This window comes from Burkholderia sp. MSh2 (assembly GCF_000731655.1).
In the GTDB taxonomy this organism is placed as follows: domain Bacteria; phylum Pseudomonadota; class Gammaproteobacteria; order Burkholderiales; family Burkholderiaceae; genus Burkholderia; species Burkholderia paludis.
The window spans coordinates 1-20,499 of the sequence record NZ_JPGM01000014.1; the positions used below are offsets into that span (position 1 = coordinate 1).

At 67.7% G+C, this 20,499-nt stretch carries 15 protein-coding genes; 4 read left to right on the plus strand and 11 right to left on the minus strand.

The features are described 5' to 3' along the window. Positions 1-145: 145 nt before the first annotated feature. The 8 genes from GQ57_RS10595 to GQ57_RS10630 form a co-directional block, all read right to left on the minus strand. Positions 146-529, minus strand: coding sequence for a VOC family protein (locus GQ57_RS10595; protein WP_034197842.1), 384 nt, complete (start codon positions 527-529; stop codon positions 146-148). A 123-nt stretch (positions 530-652) separates the two neighbouring features. Beyond that, entirely contained in the window at positions 653-3,961 is a 3,309-nt protein-coding gene (locus GQ57_RS10600) for an efflux RND transporter permease subunit (RefSeq protein ID WP_034197843.1), read from the minus strand. 83 nt (positions 3,962-4,044) lie between these two features. Beyond that, positions 4,045-7,158: an MdtB/MuxB family multidrug efflux RND transporter permease subunit gene (locus GQ57_RS10605; protein ID WP_034197844.1), complete on the minus strand. Its 3,114-nt coding sequence runs from the start codon at positions 7,156-7,158 to the stop codon at positions 4,045-4,047. Between the two features lie 15 nt (positions 7,159-7,173). Then, a complete protein-coding gene (locus GQ57_RS10610; RefSeq protein WP_031401841.1) occupies positions 7,174-8,511 on the minus strand; it encodes an MdtA/MuxA family multidrug efflux RND transporter periplasmic adaptor subunit in 1,338 nt (445 codons plus the stop codon). Positions 8,512-8,764: 253 nt separating this feature from the next. Continuing rightward, a complete protein-coding gene (locus tag GQ57_RS10615) occupies positions 8,765-9,589 on the minus strand; it encodes an IclR family transcriptional regulator (protein ID WP_031401842.1) in 825 nt (274 codons plus the stop codon). Positions 9,590-10,196: 607 nt separating this feature from the next. Then, positions 10,197-12,161 (minus strand): PhoX family protein, encoded by a 1,965-nt coding sequence (locus GQ57_RS10620; RefSeq protein ID WP_031401843.1) that lies wholly within the window; start codon positions 12,159-12,161, stop codon positions 10,197-10,199. 159 nt (positions 12,162-12,320) lie between these two features. After that, a complete protein-coding gene (locus GQ57_RS10625) occupies positions 12,321-13,514 on the minus strand; it encodes an ammonium transporter (RefSeq protein WP_031401844.1) in 1,194 nt (397 codons plus the stop codon). A gap of 264 nt (positions 13,515-13,778) precedes the next feature. Further along, a complete protein-coding gene (locus tag GQ57_RS10630) occupies positions 13,779-14,114 on the minus strand; it encodes a hypothetical protein (RefSeq protein ID WP_031401845.1) in 336 nt (111 codons plus the stop codon). A gap of 193 nt (positions 14,115-14,307) precedes the next feature. Here GQ57_RS10630 and GQ57_RS10635 point away from each other — a divergent pair, with 193 nt between their 5' ends. The 4 genes from GQ57_RS10635 to GQ57_RS10650 all read left to right on the plus strand — a co-directional run bounded on the left by GQ57_RS10635 (position 14,308) and on the right by GQ57_RS10650 (position 16,761). Further along, positions 14,308-14,736, plus strand: a complete 429-nt coding sequence (locus GQ57_RS10635) for a hypothetical protein (RefSeq protein WP_031401846.1) — start codon at positions 14,308-14,310, stop codon at positions 14,734-14,736. 90 nt (positions 14,737-14,826) lie between these two features. After that, positions 14,827-15,282 (plus strand): Rrf2 family transcriptional regulator, encoded by a 456-nt coding sequence (locus GQ57_RS10640; protein ID WP_034197845.1) that lies wholly within the window; start codon positions 14,827-14,829, stop codon positions 15,280-15,282. A gap of 134 nt (positions 15,283-15,416) precedes the next feature. Beyond that, on the plus strand, positions 15,417-16,058 hold the full coding sequence (locus tag GQ57_RS10645; protein WP_034197846.1) for an NAD(P)-dependent oxidoreductase: 642 nt from the start codon (positions 15,417-15,419) through the stop codon (positions 16,056-16,058). A gap of 232 nt (positions 16,059-16,290) precedes the next feature. After that, positions 16,291-16,761 (plus strand): Lrp/AsnC family transcriptional regulator, encoded by a 471-nt coding sequence (locus GQ57_RS10650; protein WP_031401849.1) that lies wholly within the window; start codon positions 16,291-16,293, stop codon positions 16,759-16,761. Positions 16,762-16,821: 60 nt separating this feature from the next. Here GQ57_RS10650 and GQ57_RS10655 read toward each other — a convergent pair whose 3' ends face one another. From GQ57_RS10655 to GQ57_RS10665, 3 genes are read right to left on the minus strand one after another with little or no spacing between them, the layout of a single operon-like run. Next, a complete protein-coding gene (locus GQ57_RS10655) occupies positions 16,822-17,595 on the minus strand; it encodes an ABC transporter ATP-binding protein (protein ID WP_034197847.1) in 774 nt (257 codons plus the stop codon). 4 nt (positions 17,596-17,599) lie between these two features. After that, positions 17,600-19,288 (minus strand): ABC transporter permease, encoded by a 1,689-nt coding sequence (locus GQ57_RS10660; RefSeq protein ID WP_034197848.1) that lies wholly within the window; start codon positions 19,286-19,288, stop codon positions 17,600-17,602. Next, positions 19,278-20,321: a Fe(3+) ABC transporter substrate-binding protein gene (locus GQ57_RS10665; RefSeq protein WP_034197849.1), complete on the minus strand. Its 1,044-nt coding sequence runs from the start codon at positions 20,319-20,321 to the stop codon at positions 19,278-19,280. Before GQ57_RS10665 ends, GQ57_RS10660 begins: the two co-directional genes overlap by 11 nt. Between the last annotated feature and the right edge of the window lie 178 nt (positions 20,322-20,499).

Below are 20,499 nucleotides of genomic sequence, written 5' to 3' on the forward strand. Positions count from 1 at the left end.
GGCGGACCTCTGTAATGCGGTAGCCAATCCGCGGATATCAGCGTGATCCACCGTCGAGACGTACTGCTACGCCGCCCTCAGGAAATTCGAATGGAACCTCTCAGAGAGAACTGAAAACCGATCCCAATTGACAGCGGGAGTCATATCAGCCGTTCATCGCATACGGCCGCGTCATTACTTCGAGGAAGTGGCCGTCCGGATCGTCGAAATACACGCCGCGGCCACCGTTGTGACGGTAGATGTCGCCGGCTTGCCGCCTGGCCGGATCGGCCCAGTGCGCCAGCCCGCGCTCGCGAATGCGGGCGAGCACGCGATCGAAGCCGGCCTCGTCGATCAGGAACGCGTAGTGCTGCGCGTCGATCTTCCCCGTTTGTTCGTAAAAATCGAGCGACACGCCGTTGTCGAGCGGGACGACCAGCATCGCGCCGAACGGCGTCGGCGGCGGCAACTCCAGAAGCTCGGTGAGGAAGCGGCTCGACGCGTGCTTGTCGCGGCACCAGACGATCGTATGGTTGAGCTGGACGTTCATGGTGTGGCCCCGTGAAGGGCACCGCGATGGGCATGCACACACGATAGCCGATAGCGGCCGCGGTTCAAGCGGGACAAGCCTGACAAGCGCGACAAGCGGCCGCCGGACGGGCGGCCGCTTCGATTACTCGCCGGCGATGGCCGGCCCGCCGGTATTGCCGCGGCGGTTGCGCCGCTTCTCGGCCCATACGCGGAAACGGTCCATGTACAGGTAGACGACCGGCGTCGTATAGAGCGTCAGCACTTGCGACACGATCAGGCCGCCGGCGATCGCGATCCCGAGCGGCGCGCGCAGCTCGGCGCCGTCGCCGTTGCCGAACGCGAGCGGCAGCGCGCCGAGCAGCGCCGCCATCGTCGTCATCATGATCGGGCGGAAGCGCAGCAGGCACGCCTCGTGGATCGCGTCGAACGACGACTTCCCGTTGTTGCGCGTCTGGTCGATCGCGAAGTCCACCATCATGATCGCGTTCTTCTTCACGATGCCGATCAGCAGGATCACGCCGATCAGCGCGATGATGCTGAATTCGGTCTTGAACAGCAGCAGCGCGAGCAGGGCGCCGACGCCGGCCGACGGCAGCGTCGACAGGATCGTGATCGGGTGGATATAGCTCTCGTACAGGATCCCGAGCACGATATAGACGGCCAGCAGCGCGGCGAGGATCAGGATCGGCTGGTCGTTCATCGACTGCTGGAACGCCTGCGCGGTGCCCTGGAAGCTGCCGACGATCGTCGGCGGGACGCCGATCTCGCCCATCGTCTGGTAAATCACCTGCGTGGCCTGCGACAGCGACACGCCCGGCGGCAGGTTGAACGAGATCGTCGTCGCGACGAACAGCCCCTGGTGGTTGACCGACAGCGGCGTCGTGCTCGGCCCGAACGTCGCGATGGCCGACAGCGGGATCATCGTCGACTGCGAGGTCGACACGGACGCGCCCGACGACGCGCTCGACTTGCCGCTCGACGCGATCGAGTTGAGCGCCTGGTTGCGCGCGGAATCGGACGCGATCGCCGCAGCGCTTTGCGCGGCCGTGCCGGCGCTCGACGTGCCGGCCGACGTCGCGACGTAGGTGCCGGCGGCCGCGTTGGTGGTCTGCGAACCGTTCGCGCTGCCGCCCGTCGTGCTGATCCACACCTGGTTCAGCATTTCCGGGTGCTGCCAGTATTTCGGCGCGACTTCCATCACGACGTGGTACTGGTTCAGCGGGTTGTAGATCGTCGAGACCTGGCGCTGGCCGAACGCGTCGTACAGCGTGTTGTCGATCTGCGACGGCGTGATGCCGAAGCGCGCGGCCGTCGCGCGGTCGATCGTGACCATCGACTCGAGGCCGCCTTGCTGCTGGTCGGAGTTCACGTCGGTCAGCTCGGGGCGCTTCTGCAGCGCCTCGGTCAGGATCGGCCCCCACTTGTACAGCTCGGTGCTCGAATCGCCGAGCAGCGTGAACTGGTACTGCGCGTTGCTCTGCCGGCCGCCGACGCGGATGTCCTGTGCAGCCTGCAGGAACGTGCGGGCGCCCGCGACGTCCGACAGCGGCGCGCGCAGTTGCTGGATCACCTGGTCGGCCGACAGCTTGCGCTCGGAACGATCCTTCAGCGTGACGAACATGAAGCCCGAGTTGGTTTGCGTGCCGCCGGTGAAGCCCGCGACGCTCTTCACGTTCGGGTTGTGCTGCACGATCCGCATCATCTCGGAGAACTTCAGCTTCATCGACTGGAACGACGTCGCCTGGTCGGCCTGGATGCCGCCGATCATCAGCCCGGTGTCCTGCTGCGGGAAGAAGCCCTTCGGCACGACGATGTACAGGTAGACGTTCAGCCCGACCGTCGCGACCAGGGTCAGCATGATCAGCAGCGGCCGGCGCAGCGCCCACGACAGCGAGCGCTCGTAACCGCGCTGCATGCGGCTGAAACAGCGTTCCAGGAATCGCGCGAAGCGCCCTTCGCTCTGCGGCGTGTGCGACTCGGGCAGCAGGCGCGCGCACATCATCGGCGTGACGGTGAGCGACACCGCGAGCGACACGGCGATCGCCAGCGACAGCGTCAGCGCGAACTCGCGGAACAGGCGCCCGACGATGCCGCCCATCAGCAGGATCGGCAGGAACACCGCGACGAGCGAGATGCTCATCGACAGCACCGTGAAGCCGACCTCGCGCGCGCCGTCGAACGCGGCCTGCATGCGGGTCTTGCCGTTCTCGATGTGCCGCGAGATGTTCTCGAGCACGACGATCGCATCGTCGACGACGAAGCCGGTCGCGACGATCAGCGCCATCAGCGACAGGTTGTCGATCGAGAAGCCGAGCAGGTACATCGCGCCGAACGTGCCGATGATCGAGATCGGCACCGCGACGCTCGGGATCAGCGTCGCGCGCCAGTTGCGCAGGAACAGGAACACGACCATCACGACCAGGCTGACCGCGATCAGCAGCGTGTGCTCGGTGTCCTTCAGCGACGCGCGAATGGTGGTCGAGCGGTCGAGCACGGGCGTGACGGTGATGTCGGCCGGCAGCGACGCGGTGAGCTGCGGCAGCGCGTCGCGCACGCGGTCGATCGTGTCGATGATGTTCGCGCCGGGCGAGCGGTAGAGGATCACGAGCACCGCGCGCTTGCCGTTCGACAGGCCGAGGTTGCGCAGGTCCTCGACCGAATCGACGACGTCGGACAGGTCGGACAGCCGGACGGCCGCGCCGTTGCGGTACGCGACGACCAGGTCGCGGTATTGCGACGCCTCGGACGCCTGGTCGTTCGTGTAGAGCTGGTAGTGCTGCGGGCCGAACTCGATCGCGCCCTTCGGCGCGTTGGCGTTCGCGGAGGCGAGCGCCGCGCGCACGTCCTCCAGGCCGATCCCGTAGTGGAACAGCGCCTGCGGCTCCAGCTCGACCCGCACGGCCGGGTTCGCGGAGCCGCTCACCGACACCTGGCCGACCCCGTCGATCTGCGACAGCGACTGCTGCAGCACCGTCGACGCGGCGTCGTACAGCTTCGCGGCCGACGTGGTTTCCGACGTCAGCGACACGATCATGATCGGCGAATCGGCCGGGTTGACCTTGCGGTAGGTCGGGTTGCTCTTCAGCGCGGCGGGCAGGTCGGCGCGCGCCGCGTTGATCGCGGCCTGCACGTCGCGCGCGGCGCCGTCGATGTCGCGGTTCAGGCCGAACTGCAGGGTGATCCGCGAATTGCCGACCGTACTCGTCGACGTCATTTCGGTCACGTCGGCGATCGAGCCCAGGTGCCGCTCGAGCGGGCTCGTCACGCTGGTCGCGACGGTTTCCGGGCTTGCGCCCGGCAGCGACGCCTGCACCGAGATCGTCGGGAAGTCGACCTGCGGCAGCGGCGACACCGGCAGCTTGACGAATGCGAACAGGCCCGCGAGCGCGACGCCGATCGCGAGCAGCGTCGTCGCGACGGGGCGGGTGATGAAGGGGCGCGACAGGTTCATGTCGGCACTCGCTGGGCCGCCCCAAGGGTGCCGACCGCCCCCTTGGGGGGCAGCGAACGAAGTGAGCGTGGGAGTCGTTTCATTTACGCATCCGTGCGCGTGCCGGCGTGGGGGCCGTGGCGTTCGAACCAGCCGCGCACGCGGCGCGCGAGCGAGTCGAAGCCGAGGTAGATCACGGGTGTCGTGAACAGCGTCAGCACCTGCGACACGATCAGGCCGCCGGCGATCGCGATCCCGAGCGGCTGGCGCAGCTCGGAACCGGCGCCGGAGCCGACGATCAGCGGCACCGCGCCGAGCAGCGCGGCGAGCGTCGTCATCAGGATCGGCCGGAAGCGCAGCAGGCACGCCTGGTAGATCGCCTCGCGCGGCGGCTTGCCTTCGACGCGCTCGGCCTCGAGCGCGAAGTCGATCATCATGATCGCGTTCTTCTTCACGATGCCGATCAGCAGCACGATGCCGATGATCCCGATGATGTCGAGATCGTGCCCGGTGATCATCAGCGCGAGCAGCGCGCCGACGCCGGCCGACGGCAGCGTCGACAGGATCGTGATCGGGTGGATGTAGCTCTCGTACAGCACGCCGAGCACGATGTACATCGTGACGATCGCGGCGAGGATCAGGAACAGCTGGTTCGACAGCGACGCCTGGAACGCGAGCGCCGCGCCCTGGAAGCGCGTCTGGAACGACGCGGGCAGGCCGATGTCCTTCTCGGCGGCCTCGATCGCCTTGACGGCCTCGCCGAGCGACGCGCCCGGGGCGAGGTTGAACGACACGGTGGTCGACGGGAACTGCGACAGGTGCGCGACCAGCAGCGGCGACGGCCGCTCGTGGAACGACGCGATCGACGACAGCGGCACCTGGCCGCCGCCCGCCGACGGCAGGTAGATGTCGTTCAGCGATTGCGCGTAGTGCTGCTCCTTCGGCTCGGACTCGAGGATCACGCGGTACTGGTTCGACTGCGTGAAGATCGTCGACACGATGCGCTGGCCGAACGCGTCGTACAGCGCGTTGTCGACGGTCGCCGGCGTGATGCCGAAGCGCGCGGCGCTTGCGCGGTCGATCTCGATGTAGACCGACTGGCCGTTGCTCTGCAGGTCGGTCGCGACGTCGGCGAGCGACGGCTCCTGCTGCAGCCGGGTGACGAGCTTCGGCACCCAGGTCGCGAATTCGTCCGGGTTCGGGCTCGTCAGCATGAACTGGTACTGCGTCGGGCTGACGGTCGAGTCGATTGTCAGATCCTGCACCGACTGCATGAACAGCGAGATGCCGGTCACGTCGCGCACGCGGTGCTGCAGGTCGCGGATGATCTGCGCGGCCGTTTCGGAGCGGTCGTCGCGCGCCTTCAGGTTGATCAGCATCCGGCCGCTGTTCAGCGTGATGTTGCTGCCGTCCACGCCGATGAACGACGTCAGGCTGTCGACGTTCGGATCCTTCAGGATCTCGGTTGCGAGCGCCTGCTGGCGTTCGGCCATCGCGCCGTACGAGATGGACTGCGGCGCCTGCGTGATCGCCTGGATCACGCCGGTATCCTGCGCGGGGAAGAAGCCCTTCGGCACGTAGACGTAGAGCAGGGCGGTCAGCGCGAGCGTCAGCAGCGCGACGACGAGCGTCGAGCGCTGGCGGTTCAGCACCCATTCGAGCGCGACCGCGTAGCGCGCGATCACCCAGTCGATCGCCCGGTGCACGCGCGCCTCGAAGCGATGGCTCTCGGGCGGCGGCGAATGGCGCAGCAGCTTCGCGCACATCATCGGCACGAGCGTGAGCGACACGATGGCCGAGATCACGATCGTCACCGCGAGCGTGATCGCGAATTCATGGAAGAGGCGCCCGACCACGTCGCCCATGAACAGCAGCGGGATCAGCACCGCGATCAGCGACACCGTCAGCGAGATGATCGTGAAGCCGATCTGCCTCGAGCCCTTCAGCGCGGCCTCGAGCCCCGACTCGCCTTCCTCGACGTAGCGCGCGATGTTCTCGATCATCACGATCGCGTCGTCGACGACGAAGCCGGTCGCGATGGTGAGCGCCATCAGCGACAGGTTGTTCAGCGAGAAGCCGGCCAGGTACATCACCGCGAGCGTGCCGATCAGCGACAGCGGTACGGACAGGCTCGGGATGATCGTCGCATAGATGTTCGCGAGGAACAGGTACATCACGAGCACGACGAGCGCGACCGCGAGCAGCAGCTCGAACTGCACGTCGCGCACCGCGGCGCGGATCATCGTCGTGCGGTCGGTGACGATCTGCACGTCGAGCGCGGCCGGCAGCGTTTCCTGCAGCTTCGGCAGTTGCGCCTTGATCGCGTCCACCGTCTGGATCACGTTCGCGCCCGGCTGGCGCTGCACGTTCAGGATGATCGCGGGTTCCGAATTCACCCATGCGCCGAGCTTGGTGTTTTCCGAGCCGGCGACGACGGTGGCGACGTCGGTGAGTATCACCGGGCGGCCGTTCTTGTAGGCGACGACGGCGCTGTTGTACTGGTCGGCGCTCGTGAGCTGGTCGTTCGCGTTGATCGTGTACGCGCGCGACGGGCCGTCGAAGTTGCCCTTCGGCGTGTTCACGTTCAGGTTCGAGATCGTCGTGCGCAGGTCGTCGAGGTTCATCCCGTACTGCGCGAGCGCGGTCGGGTTCGCCTGGATGCGCACGGCCGGGCGGTTGCCGCCCGACAGGCTGACGAGGCCGACGCCCGCGATCTGCGAAATCTTCATGGCGAGGCGCGTGTCGGCCAGGTCCTGCACCTGCGTGAGCGGCAGCGTCTTCGACGTGACGGCGAGGGTCAGCACCGGCGCGTCGGCCGGGTTGACCTTCGCGTAGATCGGCGGGGCAGGGAGGTCGGACGGCAGCAGGTTGCCGGCCGCGTTGATCGCGGCCTGCACTTCCTGTTCGGCGATGTCGAGCGGCAGGTCGAGCGAGAACTGCAGCGTGATCACGGACGAGCCGGCCGAGCTTTGCGACGACATCTGGTTCAGCGACGGCATCTGCCCGAACTGCCGTTCGAGCGGCGCGGTGACCGACGAGGTCATCACTTCCGGGCTCGCGCCCGGGTAGAAGGTCTGGACCTGGATCGTCGGATAGTCGACTTCCGGCAGCGCGGCGAGCGGAAGGAAGCGCAGCGCGACCAGACCGGCCAGCATGATCGCCGCCATCAGGAGCGCGGTGCCGACCGGCCGGAGAATGAAGATACGGGAGGGATTCATCGGGCGGCCCGCGCGTTATTGGGCCGCTGCCTGCGACGCGCCGTGCCGGTGTCCGTGATGGCCGCCGGCGCCCGAGGCCGCATGCGCGCCCGACGCGCCTTTCGGCCGGTCCGCCGGGATCGCGATCTTCGCGCCTTCGCGCAGCCGGTCGGAGCCGTCGGTCACCACGCGCTCGCCGATCGCGAGGCCGCTGACGATGCTCGTGCGCTCGCCGTCGACCGGGCCGGGCGTGACCTTGCGCACCGTCACCGTGTTGTCGGCGTTCACGACGTAGACGAACTGGCCGATCGAGCCGCTCAGCACGGCCGAGGTCGGCACGATCGTCGCGTTGCGCATCACGTCGACCAGCAGCCGGGTGTTCACGAACTGATTCGGAAACAGCATGCCGGCCTTGTTGTCGAAGTTCGCGCGCAGCTTGACCGTGCCGGTGCTCGTGTCGATCTGGTTGTCGAGCGTCGCGAGCGAGCCCGTCTCGAGCGGCACCGTGTTGTTGCGGTTGTACGCGGTGACCGACAGCGTCTGGCCGGCGTTCACCTGCTTGAGGATCTGCGGCAGGTTGTCTTCCGACGTCGTGAAGATCACGCTCATCGGCTGCAACTGCGTGATCACGACGATGCCGTTGGTATCGCCCGGCGTCACGTAGTTGCCGGGGTCGACCTGGCGCAGGCCGACGCGGCCGGATACCGGCGCCGTGATGCGTGCATACGTGAGGTTCAGTTTCGCGGAATCGATCGCGGCCTGGTCGGTCTTGACCGCGCCTTCGTATTGCTTGACGAGCGACGCCTGCGTATCGACCGTCTGCGACGCGATCGAGTCCTGCGACAGCAGCGTCTGGTAGCGCTTCAGGTCGAGGCGGGCGGTCGCGAGCAACGCGGCGTCGCGCGCGTACGTGCCGTCGGCGTTCTCGAGGGCCACCTGGTACGGGCGCGGGTCGATCTGCGCGAGCAAGTCGCCTTTCTTGACGATCTGGCCTTCCTGGAACGCGACCGACTGCAGGTAGCCCGACAGCTGGGTCTTGACCGTCACGTTCGCGAGCGGCGTGACGGTGCCGAGTGCGGACAGCACGATCGGCATCTCGCCCTGCGTCGCGGTCGCGACCTGCACCGGCTGCGGAATGTTCGCCATGGCAGCGGGGCCGCCGCGGCCGCGATGGCCGCCGCCGTTGCCGCCGGAACTCGCGCCCGCGCCGCTCGCGGCGCTGCCGGCAGCCGGCGTGCGGCTCCACGGGTGCCACCACAGCAGGCCGCCGATGACGACGACCGCGAGCGCCCCGATCATCAGCTTACGGCGCGGTGGCCGTGCGTGGGGCGCGGGATCTTTCGAGGGAAGCGTGGGCTTTTGTTCGTTATCCATCGTGTTCTGTCAGGAAGACGGCGCGGCGTGCCGGGAATCGGACTGCTGGGCTGCGCGGGAGCGGGCGGTGCCGGTAGGGGCGGCCCGGCTCGGTCCGGGGCCCCGCCGGCGCGCGCGGGAAAAGAGCGGTGCGCGCCGCGAATGCGGCGCGACGATGGGCATGATGCTACGTCCCGTCCCCGTTAGAGTCCAGTGGTCTATCTTTCACTGGGTTACGGTCGTTACAGAACACGACAGGATGATGACGAAACGATTACACGCGGACGCGCCGGGCCGGCGCCCCGCCGATCTCGCGGGTGATTTTCGCGATGCATTCGTGCAGGGCGGGCACCACGTGTTCCCGCAGCCAGTCGGGCGGGCACTGATGCGACGCGCCGCCGCAATTCACCGAATAGCGCTGCCCCGACGGGCCGACGAAGCCGGCCGCGACGGCATTCAGGCCTTCGCGCCATTCGCCGATCGCGATCGCGTGGCCGTCGCGCATCGCGTCGTCCAGCGCGGGGTTCAGCCGCGCGGACACGTGCGGCCAGTCGTCGCCGGCCGTGGTGCGCAGCGAGTCGATCAGCAGGCGGCGCTCGTCGTCCTCGAGCGCGGCGAGATAGGCTCGGCCCACCGCGGTGCGCGCGATGTCCATCCGCGAGCCGATCTCGAGGCGCGTGACGAGCACGGCCGAGCGCGGCCGGATCACGTCGATCGCGACCATGTCGAGCCGGTCGCGCACCGCGAGGTGCACGGACAGCGACGTACGCTCGGCCAGCTCGATCATGAACGGCCGCGAACGCGCGCGGATGTCGAAGTTGCGCAGGAAACCATGGCTCAGTTCGAGCACCGAGGCGGTGAGCACGAAGCGCTCGCTGTCGGGCAACTGGAACAGGAAGCCGGCGCTGACGAGCGTCGCGGTGATGCGCGAGACGGTCGGCTTCGGGATGCCGGTCAATTCGGCCAGCTCACGATTGCTGACGGGCGCATCGGCGGCCGCGATGCGGCGCAGCACGGCGAGGCCGCGGGCGAGTGCCGTGATCTCGTCGGGCGACGATTCACGGTCCCGGGACGCGGAAGGGGTTACAGTTGTGGACACGAGGGATTCTCTCTATTTCCGAAACTCGATTTCAATTTTGTTGGTATTGTAGGACTATTGTCAAAAGATGCATGTTCCGCGGGCGAACCGGTCACTGGATGATATTTTACGGGTTCACCCTTGGTTTATTAGGAAAACGCTCAAATGAGCGTTGCTGAAAAGTGCGTGAACCGGTGCAAATACCGCTTGACTTGTCGGGCGGAAACGGAAAGAATGTCTCACGTTTTCGAAACATCGTTTCAGGAGTTTAACCGGCAACGGTGTTTCGCGCAGTCTCTCAGGTTCTAGCACGGCCCTCGGAATGGCTAGAACTTTTTTAGCGCCACGGTCTCCGTGGCGCTTTTTTTTGCCTGTTTTACCGCGCATCCGCCCGGACGCGTCAGACCCGCATTATCCTCCGATCGTTGCAAACACCCGTTCGAACCCGCGCGGCGCATGCCGGCATGTACGGTTCGTGCGATTCGCGCGCGCAAAAAAAAGCGCGACACCCGCACTGGGCATCGCGCATGAAACGGCGTGGAGCGCCGACGAATGAACGGTGATGAAGAAAGTGGCGGCCGGCGAGGTCCGGCCGGCCAGCGGAGGCGGGCCTCCTCGCGCGATCCGGTCAGGCCTTCACGAGCTTGATGCCGGTCTGCTCGGCGGTCAGGTAGCCGACGCTCGCGCCGAAGCGGTCCTTGAAGTTCGCGCGCACGAGCGGATCGAGCGTCGGCTTGACCTTGTCGTGCAGCGGCGACTCCCAGTCGCCCGCATGCTGGAAGTTGCTCATGATGTAGGTCCAGCCGTTGATCTCGTCGACCGCGTGCAGGCCGGTCGATTCCGCGCCGGCCGGACACGACAGCACGCGCACGAGCGACTTCGTGTCGACGTTGTAGGCCCACAGGAAGTTGTTCACGTGCATGCCCGAGTCTTCGCCGATGAAGAGCGTGCGCAGCTTTTCGGAGTACTTCAGGTTGTCGGGGTTCGCGATCTTGTCCGGGTTCGCGAGGTTGCCGAGCCCGTCGGCCGCGGCGAGATCCTCGCCGACGAGCGCGGCAGGCGCGCCCATGTCGACCGGCACCCACTCGCTGTCGATCGCGCCGCCCGTCGTGTCGCGCTGGCTGCCCTTCAGGTTCAGCGCGTAGACGGCGCCCGCCGCGATCTTCTTGTCGACCGCGACGTCGCGCGATACGGCGTTGCCCTTGACCATCGACGTCTCGATTCGCGACATCGCGGTGTAGACGATCTTGTCCTTCGCGTTCACGGTCGTGCCTTCGAGCTTCGTGAAGCCCATGCTGCCGCCGAGCAGCGCCGCGTAGCGGTGTGTCTCGAGGAACGCGGCGGCCTTTTCCATCCCCGGCTTCACGCGCATCCAGTTGAACTTGCCGCCGAAGTGGATCTTCGTAAAGCCCGGATCGTTCGGGTCGGTGGTCGTCAGGTCCATGATGTCCGACGCCTTCAGCGTGTTCGCGAGCGTTTCGATTTCGCCGCTCGTCGCGTGGCCGATCCGGATCCACGTCAGCGTCGCGGTGCCTGCGCCGGCGGACGACGTCTGCGCCCACTTCGCGACGTACAGCGTGCCGGCCGACAGGTCGGCCGCCTTGTCGGCGACGAACATGAACAGGCCGCCGTTGGTGGCGTCGTCACCCATCATCACGGTGCGCTGGTCCGGCATCACCTGGATCAGCTCGTGCGAGATGCGGCCGAGGCAGTAGTGCTTCTTCACGGTGCCCGTGCCGTCCGGATTCACGGTGATCTCGGGCAGGTGGCCGTAGTGGTAGGGGTTCGCCTTCGTTTCGTCGCCGAACGTGTTCTTGCTGAACGCCTTGAACTGCGCGTCGGTAGCGACCTTCGTCGCGTCCGGCTCGTATTCCTCGCTCGACAGATGCGTGCCCCACGGCGAAAGGCTCGCGCCGCAGGTGATCCACAGGCCGTGCGCCTTCGACGTGTCGACGTTGTGATACTTGACGACCTTCAGCGCGCCGTTGGCCGGATCCTGATCGAGCGTCAGCACCGCGATCGGCGAAGGCAGCTGCCCGTACTGCGATGCGCTGGCCTGATCGCGCGTCGTGTATTCGAACTGCACGACCGCGAACACCGTATTGCCCTTCACGCCGGGCACGTTCGCGTTCTTCAGCGTGAGCAGCGAGCTGCCGTCGGGGCAGTCGGAATAGAACTGGCGCTCCTTGCCGGGCACCGAACGGTCGATGATCGGCTGGTTGTTGATGTCGTAGTAGCCGCCCGCGAGCGTCGTGCCGCCCTTGCCGTCCGGCAGCAGGTCGCCCGTCACGAAGAACGGCCGGTACGCCAGCTTGAAGTTGCGCGTCGAGCCATCCGAAAAGGACACCGACAGCGTCGAGCCGACCGTCGTCGTCGCCATGGCGGCCGCGTTGTCGAGCGTGGGCGCGGCCATCGCCGAGAACGCTGCCGACGTGTAGGCGGCGGCCACCGGGGCCGGCGTCGACGCCGGATTGTCGTCGCCGCCGCAACCCGTCAGCAGGGCCGGCAGCGCGAGACCGGAAAGGGGAAGCATCGGCGCACCGGCGAGGATCTTCAGGGCCTGACGACGGGAAGCATTGGGCAACGCGGGCATGTGGAGTCCAGTTTCAGTTGTTGGAAGAATGGCCTTCGCGAAGCAGGCGAACAGCAAGCTTCGGGAAGGCAAATTGAAAACTGGACGGAAGTGTAAGGACGCTGGATGAAAGTTTTTTGAATTGAAAACGTAATGATGCGTCGGATGTTCGTCAGGTGCTCAATCGCGCTCGGGGGTCGCCGAGATGCGATGGATCGACAGGTCCGCGCCGTCGAATTCGGCTTCGCGGTCGAGGCGCAGTCCGACGGTCGCTTTCAGCGCGCCGTAGACGAGCGTGCCGCCCGCGGTCGCGATCACGATGCCGCCGAGCGTGCCGACGAGTTGCGACATGAACGACACGCCGCCGAGCCCGCCGAGCGCGGGCAGGCCGAACACGCCGGCCGCCAGGCCGCCGAGCGCGCCGCACATGCCGTGCAGCGGCCACACGCCGAGCACGTCGTCGATGCGCCATCTGTTCTGCACGCAGGTGAACATCGCGACGAACAGCGCACCGGCCGCCGCGCCGGTGACCAGCGCGCCGATCGGGTGCATCACGTCGGAGCCCGCGCACACCGCGACGAGGCCCGCGAGCGGCCCGTTGTAGGTGAAGCCCGGATCGTTGCGGCCGGCCATCCACGCGGCGAGCGTGCCGCCGACCATCGCCATCAGCGAGTTCACGGCGACGAGGCCGCTGATCTTGTCGAGCGTCTGCGCGCTCATCACGTTGAAGCCGAACCAGCCGACCGCGAGCACCCACGCACCGAGCGCGAGGAACGGGATGTTCGACGGCGGGTGCGCGGCAATCCGGCCGTCCTTCGCATAGCGGCCATGGCGTGCCCCGAGCAGCAGCACCGCCGGCAGCGCGACCCAGCCGCCGAACGCATGCACGACGACGGAGCCCGCGAAATCGTGGAACGGCGCGCCGAACGCATGCGTGAGCCAGGCCTGCACGCCGAACCGTTCGTTCCAGGCGATTCCCTCGAAGAACGGGTAGATGAAGCCGACGATGATCAGCGTCGCGACGAGCTGCGGGTTGAACTTCGCGCGCTCGGCGATACCGCCGGACACGATCGCGGGAATCGCCGCGGCGAAGGTCAGCAGGAAGAAGAAGCGCACGAGCGCGTAACCGCTGTGCTGCGACAGCGTGCCGATGTCGTCGAAGAACTCGACGCCGTACGCGATGGTGTAGCCGATGAAGAAGTACGCGAGCGTCGACACGGAGAAGTCGACCAGGATCTTCACGAGCGCGTTGACCTGGTTCTTCTTGCGGACCGTGCCCAACTCGAGGAATGCGAAGCCCGCGTGCATCGCGAGCACCATGACGGCGCCGATCAACAGGAACAGTGTATCGACGCCGGATTTCAGACCATCCATGCCGTGGCTTCCTTGCGCAAAAAACGGGCAAGGAACGCAAGTATCGAGCCAACCTGGTGAACGACTGCGTGAAATTGGTGCTCAGGCAATGCGCGATGCGGCATTCCAGTGAATCGTGCACGGGATCGGGGCGCTCCCGGCATGAGGCGGGCGCCGTGCCGGGTGCCCGCGCGTGGTGCGGCAGGTACGGAACTGGTGCGTGAACGGGCGCGGGCGCCGCGGCGTGGTGCGCGATGGTGCGCCATCACGCACCGATCTGGCGCGTCAGTAGCGGGCGAACAGTGGCTGCGGCCGGCGCAGCCGCAGCGCGCACGCCGACCAATAGGCCGCGACGGTCGACAGCCCCAGCGCGGCGAATGCGAGGGCGGCGAAGCCTGCAAGCGACTGGCCGTCGCCGTCGGGGCCGAGGATGCCTTCCGCCACGATCAGCGCGGCTGTCCAGAAGCCGATTATGGCCTGCGTGAGCAGGCGGGCGCATGCGACGCGGCGCGGGCGCCCGGATTCGGCCAGGCGGCGCGCCGATGGCGGGCGCAGGCACAGGAACAGGGTGGCGGCGAGCAGCGCGGCGAGGGCGATGAACCAGTCGATGAGGAAAGCCATGAGAAAAAAGGGACACGTATGAAGCGGGTTGAAGCATGCCCACTTTAGTGTCATCGCACCTGCGATTAAATCAGACAAATCCGAAATTGGAAGGTATTTTTAATGTGCAGGCGACATTGGGCCCGTTTCAGAGGCGGTATCATCGACACTGGTACAACTACGAGGTCGTGTCACGCACGGCTGGAGATTGTTGATGAAGATGAAGATGTCGCGGGCGCGTCGCGTGCCCGGGTCCCTGCTGGCCGCTGCGGCCGCCGGCGCGTTGCTGTTGCTCGCCGGCTGCGAGAAGTCCGCCACGCCGGTGGCGCAACCCGATACGGCCGCCAGCGCGGCCGCCGATGCCGCGGACCATGCGGCCAAGGCGCTCGACCAGATGGCGAGCACCGTCAACCAGCAGCTCAACGCCGCGAAGGCCGGCATCGCGTCCGCGGCGTCGGCCGTGCCGCCGTTGTCCGCGAGCGGCCTCGCGTCGGCGGCGCAGGCGCAGATCGACGCGACGGCTTCCGCGGTCGTCGCGCACGCGGCTTCCGAAGCCGGCGCGAAGATCGCGGAAGCCGGCAAGAAGCTCCAGCAGTGGAGCCAGCAGAACGCCGCGGGCGCCAAGCCCGCGAGCGGCGAGTAGCGCGGACTTGCATGATCCGCTAAATGTAATTATAGTAGTTACACATGTCGCCGGCCGCGGGATGGGCCGGCGTCGACGAGTGAGTCAGGAATGAATACCAGCAGCCGGTTCGCGTTTGCCGTCCACGTGCTCGCCTTGCTGTCGATGCAGGAAGGGGTGCCGCTGTCGTCCGACATCATCGCGGGCAGCGTGAACACGAATCCGGCGCTGATCCGCCGGCTGTTGTCGATGCTCGCGGGGGCCGGGCTGACCACGTCGCAACTGGGCGCGGGCGGCGGTGCGCTGCTGGCGCGCGAGCCGGGCGAGATCACGCTGTTCGACGTCTATCGCGCGGTCGACGATGCGCAACTGTTCGCGCTGCACCGCGAGGCGCCGAATCCCGCGTGCCTGGTCGGCCGGCATATCCAGGGCGCGCTGATCGGCTATATCGGCGACGCGCAGCGTGCAATGGAGGCCTCGCTCGCAACGCGCACGCTGGCGGACGTCACGGCCGACATGCTGGATTGCGAGCAGCGCACGCAGCACGCGACGCAGGCCGGCGGATAGCCGGTGGCGGCAGGCAGGGCAGGAAGCCGGGCGGCGCGCATGCGCGGCGGCCGGCGCAACAGGGGCTTTGCCCCGTTTTTTTCGATCTTATATGTAATTAATTTAGTTACATTTTTTCTTTCTGGAGAATCGACATGACGCAACGTACCTTGAATATCGCGCTGTTCGGCGCCACCGGCACGATCGGCTCGCGCATCGCGGCGGAAGCCGTGCGACGCGGCCATCGCGTGACCGCGTTGTCGCGCCGTCCCGGCGCGGCCGGCGACGGCATCGCCGTGCAGGCAGCCGACCTGTCCGACGCGGCCAGCATCGCGGCCGCGCTGCCGGGCCATGACGTCGTCGCAAGCGCGTACGGCCCGAAGCAGGAAGACTCGGCGAAGATCGTCGCGGCCGCGAAGGCGCTGGTTGCCGGCGTGCGCCAGGCGGGCCTGAAGCGCCTGGTCGTGGTGGGCGGCGCCGGTTCGCTCGAAGTCGCGCCCGGCAAGCAGCTGGTGGACGGCGAGGGCTTCCCGGAAGCGTACAAGGCAGTCGCGCTCGCGCATCGCGACGCGTTCGACTACCTGAAGACGGTCGGCGATCTCGACTGGACGTTCTTCGCGCCGGCTGCGCTGATCGCGCCGGGCGAACGCACGGGTACGTTCCGCACCGGCGTCGGCAAGCTGATCGTGGATGCGCAGGGCAACAGCAAGATCTCCGCGGAAGACTACGCGATCGCGTTCGTCGACGCGCTCGAGCAGGGCAGCTTCGTGCGCGAGATCGCGACGGCCGCGTATTGAGCGGCACACCGGCCGGCGGCGTACGTGTGCCGGGGCGGTCGCGGCGTGCGGGCCGCCCGGCGCGGCCACTTCGGGCGATTCCACCCTGACGGGCGGTGTCGCCCGATCGGTTTGGCGCGAGCGGCGTGCCGGATCGGTGTTTATCCCGGTCGACGCGGCGAGGCGGTTTTCATATTGTTCCCCGTTGTGCAGGATGCATAGAATAAATTTCTATCGACGAGGGACTGGGGAAATGGACGCCATCGATCGCAAGCTGCTGGAGTTGCTGCAGGCGGATGCCACACTGCCGATCGCGGAACTGGCGCAGCGCGTGAACCTGTCGCAGACGCCGTGCTGGAAGCGCGTGCAGCGGCTCAAGGAAAGCGGCGCGATTCGCGCACAGGTCGCGCTATGCGATCCGCGCAAGCTCGGGGTCGGCACCACCGTGTTCGTCGCGATCCGCACGAACCAGCACACCGAGGAATGGGCGCAGCGTTTCACGCAGGCGGTGCGCGACATGCCGGAAGTGGTCGAGGTGTATCGAATGAGCGGCGAGACCGACTACCTGCTGCGCGTCGTGGTGGCCGGCATCGACGATTACGACCGCGTCTACAAGCAACTGATTCGCGCGGTGCCGTTGTTCGACGTCAGCTCGTCGTTCGCGATGGAGCAGATCAAGTATTCGACCGCGCTGCCCGTGCGCGATCTCGCCGAGCCGGCGTAGCGGGGCGGCGGCGCGGCACGGACGCAACCCGTGCCGGGCGACGCGGGCGGCGGTGCGGCGTCAGCGGCCGCGCGCCAGTGCGCGCGCGCGTTCGTCGGCCAGCGCGTCGCGGCGCACGAAATCCGCGACGAACGGGCTGGCCGGGTGGTGGTGCAGCGCATACGGCGTATCCCATTGCGCGAGCCGGCCATCCTTCATCACGCCGATCCGGTCGGCGATCGCGAATGCCTCGGCCTGGTTGTGCGTGACGAGGATCGCCGTGTGACCGGTGCGTTTCAGGATGTCGCGCAGTTCGAACGCGAGCCGCTCGCGCGTATCGACGTCGAGGTTCGAGAACGGCTCGTCGAGCAACAGCAGCTCCGGCGACGGCGCGAGCGCGCGGGCCAGTGCGACGCGCTGCTGCTGGCCGCCCGACAGCTCGTGCGGAAACGCATCGCCGGAATCGGCCAGGCCGACGAGCGCGAGCATCTCCACAACCCGCCGGCGCCGTTCGGCCTTCGGCTTGCGCCGCAGACCGAACGCGACGTTGTCGGCCGTGCTCAGGTGCGGAAACAGCGCGTAATCCTGGAACATCATGCCGATGCGCCGGCGTTCGGGCGGCACGTCGAGCGACGGCGCGGCGACGGGCGAGCCGTCCAGCATGATGCGCCCCATGCGCACCGGTTCGAAGCCGGCGATCGCGCGCAGCACGGTGGTCTTGCCGCAGCCCGACGCGCCGAGCAGGCAGCCGATGTCGCCGCGCGGCAGCGCGAGACTCAGCCCGTCGACCACCGTGCGGCGGCCGTGCGGCGTGTCGTAGGCGAGGCAGAGGTCGTCGAGTTCGAGCAGGTTCACGGGTTCAGGTTCCGATCTGGTGGCGGGTGCGCGCGAGCAGGATCACGGGCACGAGCCCGGCGAGCACGATCGCGAGCGCGGCGACCGCGCCTTCCTCGTAGGTGCCGCGCGCGGCTTCCGCATACAGCCAGGTCGCGAGCGTGTCGAAGTTCAGCGGCCGCAGCAGCAGCGTCGCCGGCAATTCCTTCATCGCATCGACGAACACCAGCAGCGCGCTCGTCGTGAGCGCGGGCCGCAGCAGCGGCAGGTGCACTCGGCGCAGCGTGCCGCCGGCCGTTTCGCCGAGCGAGCGCGACGCCTGTTCGAGCGACGGCGGAATGCGCGCGAGGCCGGCCTCGATGCTGCCGGCCGGGATCGCGAGAAAGCGCACGGTATAGGCGATCACGAGCGCGGCCGCCGAACCCATCAGCAGCAGCCCGTCGCGATCGAGCGCGGCGCCGAACAGCCGGTCGGCCGCGGTGAACGGGATCAGCAGGCCGATCGCCAGCACGGTGCCCGGCACCGCGTAGCCGAGGCTCGCGATCCGCGCGCACGCGCGGCCCGGGCCCGCATGGGCGCTGTCGCGTTGCGCGCGCGCGGCCCAGGCAACGACGAGCCCGCAGGCGAGCGTCGCGGCGGTGGCGGCTGCGGCGATCGTCAGCGTGTTCGCGAGCCCCGTCATCAGTTGGGCGGACACGCCGCCGACCAGATGCAGCCGCGTGGCCGTTTCCACCGCGAGGTACGCGGCCGGCGCGCCGAAGCCGAGCAGCACGGGCAGCCAGCCGAGCGCGGCGGCGCCCCAGGCGGCCGCGCCGTTCAGGCGGCGCGGTGAGATCGGCCGCATGCGCCGGCCGTGCGCGTAGCGCTGGCGGCGCCGCCCGTAGCGTTCGAGCACGATCATGCCGACGACGATCGCGAGCATCGCGAGCGCGATCTGCGCGGCGCCGGCGAGATCGGAGCGCGTGATCCAGGTCGTGTAGACGGACACGGTGAGCGTCTGTACCCCGAGGAATTCCGACGCGCCGATGTCGTTCAGCGTCTCGAGCAGCGCGAGACTCACGCCGACCGCGATCGCGGGCCGCGCGAGCGGCACCACGACGCGCCAGAACGTCGCGATGCGTCCCGCGCCGAGCGTGCGCGCGGCTTCGAGCAGGCTTGCCGACTGCGTGACGAACATCGCGCGCGTGCTCAGGTACACATACGGATACAGCACGAAGCCCAGCACGAAGATCGCGCCGGGCAGCGAGCGCAGGTCGGGCAGGCGGAACTGGCGCGGGCTGTCGAAGCCGAGCAGCCAGCGGATCGCGCCCTGCACGGGGCCGATCGGGTGCAGCAGGTCGAGATAGGCGAACGCGACGATGTAGGTGGGCACCGCCAGCGGCAGCAGCAGCGCCCACGTAAGCATCCGCCGGCCCGGGAAGTCGTAGGCGGTCACGAGCCATGCGCAGCCCGTGCCGACGATCGACACGATCGCGCCTACGCCCGCGAGCAGCAGCAATGTATTGACGAGCGCCCGCGGCAGCACGAATTCGGCGAGATGGCGCCAGTGCGCGAGATCGGCGCCGAGCGCGGCGGCCACGAGCACCGCGAGCGGCGCCGCGACCGCCGCGGCGATCGCCAGCGCGGCGAGCAGCCACAGGCTGTCCGCGCGCGGCCGCAGGCGCGGCCGGAACGGGACGCGATGCGCGCCGGCGGGCGACGCGTCAGTTGTCAAAACCGACCTTGTCGACGAGCTGGCTGGCCTGCTTGCGATGCTTCGCGATGTCGGTCAGCGGCAGCGGATCGATCTTCAGCACACCGAAGCCCGCGATCACCGGGTCGAGCTTCACGTTCGCGCGTACCGGGTATTCGTAGTTCGCCTGCGCATACAGTGCCTGCGCTTCCGGCGATACGAGGTATTCGAGCAGTTTCACCGCGTTGGCCTTGTTCGGCGCGTACTTCGCGACCGTCGCGCCGCTGATGTTGACGTGCGTGCCGCCGCTCTTCGCGTTCGCGAACGTCGGCCGGACGACCTTGATCGCGTCGCCCCACTTGCGCGCATCGCTGCCGGGCTCCGCATGCTTCATGTGGCCGACGTAATACGCGTTCGCGAGGCCGACGTCGCAGATGCCGCCGAGGATGTCGCGCGCGACGTCGCGGTCGCCGCCCGTCGCCTTGCGCGCGAGGTTCGCCTTCACGCCGCGCAGCCACTTCTCGGTCGCGGCTTCGCCGTCGTGCGCGATCATCGCCGCGACGAGCGCCGTGTTGTACGGATGCTGGCCCGAGCGGATGCAGACCTTACCCTTCCATTTCGGATCGGCGAGATCCTCGTAGCGGAACGTGTCGACCTTCAGGTCCTTTTCGACGTACAGCACGCGGTCGCGCAGCGACAGCGCGTACCAGTCGCCGTTCGCGCCGCGCAGGTTCGCGGGAATCGCGTCGTCGAGCACCTTCGAGCGCACCGGCTGCGACAGGCCGCCGTCGACGAGATCGAGCAGGTTGCCGACGTCGACCGTCATCAGCACGTCGGCCGGCGACTGCGCGCCTTCCGCTTTCACGCGTTCGAGCAGGCCATCCTTCACGAACACCGTGTTGACCTTGACGCCGCTCTGCTTCGTGAACGCGTCGATGAGCGGCTGGATCAGCTTCGGCTCGCGGGTGGTGTACAGGCTCACTTCCTCGGCTGCCTGGGCCGGCGGCGCGAATGCGGCCGCGGCAAGGGCGAGGGCGCCGGCAAGCGGCAACAGGCGGGTGCGCGGATTCGACATGAAGACTCCGGAGCGGCAGTGGACGATGGGAGCGTTCCGGGGCGCACCTGCCGCTCAGGCAACCCGAAACATTACAAAATGAAAGATTCCGGATTCTAGATCGAAATGGGAATGGTTATCAAATGAAAGCGCGCGCCGGCAGGCGCGGAAGACGGGAAGGCGAGGGGAAACGGCGCGT

Coding starts and splice junctions, on each gene's coding strand:
- GQ57_RS10595 (WP_034197842.1), bottom strand. CDS start 529: ATGAACGTCCAGCTCAACCATACGATCGTCTGGTGCCGCGACAAGCAC.
- GQ57_RS10600 (WP_034197843.1), bottom strand. CDS start 3,961: ATGAACCTGTCGCGCCCCTTCATCACCCGCCCCGTCGCGACGACGCTG.
- GQ57_RS10605 (WP_034197844.1), bottom strand. CDS start 7,158: ATGAATCCCTCCCGTATCTTCATTCTCCGGCCGGTCGGCACCGCGCTC.
- GQ57_RS10610 (WP_031401841.1), bottom strand. CDS start 8,511: ATGGATAACGAACAAAAGCCCACGCTTCCCTCGAAAGATCCCGCGCCC.
- GQ57_RS10620 (WP_031401843.1), bottom strand. CDS start 12,161: ATGCCCGCGTTGCCCAATGCTTCCCGTCGTCAGGCCCTGAAGATCCTC.
- GQ57_RS10625 (WP_031401844.1), bottom strand. CDS start 13,514: ATGGATGGTCTGAAATCCGGCGTCGATACACTGTTCCTGTTGATCGGC.
- GQ57_RS10630 (WP_031401845.1), bottom strand. CDS start 14,114: ATGGCTTTCCTCATCGACTGGTTCATCGCCCTCGCCGCGCTGCTCGCC.
- GQ57_RS10635 (WP_031401846.1), top strand. CDS start 14,308: ATGAAGATGAAGATGTCGCGGGCGCGTCGCGTGCCCGGGTCCCTGCTG.
- GQ57_RS10640 (WP_034197845.1), top strand. CDS start 14,827: ATGAATACCAGCAGCCGGTTCGCGTTTGCCGTCCACGTGCTCGCCTTG.
- GQ57_RS10645 (WP_034197846.1), top strand. CDS start 15,417: ATGACGCAACGTACCTTGAATATCGCGCTGTTCGGCGCCACCGGCACG.
- GQ57_RS10650 (WP_031401849.1), top strand. CDS start 16,291: ATGGACGCCATCGATCGCAAGCTGCTGGAGTTGCTGCAGGCGGATGCC.
- GQ57_RS10665 (WP_034197849.1), bottom strand. CDS start 20,321: ATGTCGAATCCGCGCACCCGCCTGTTGCCGCTTGCCGGCGCCCTCGCC.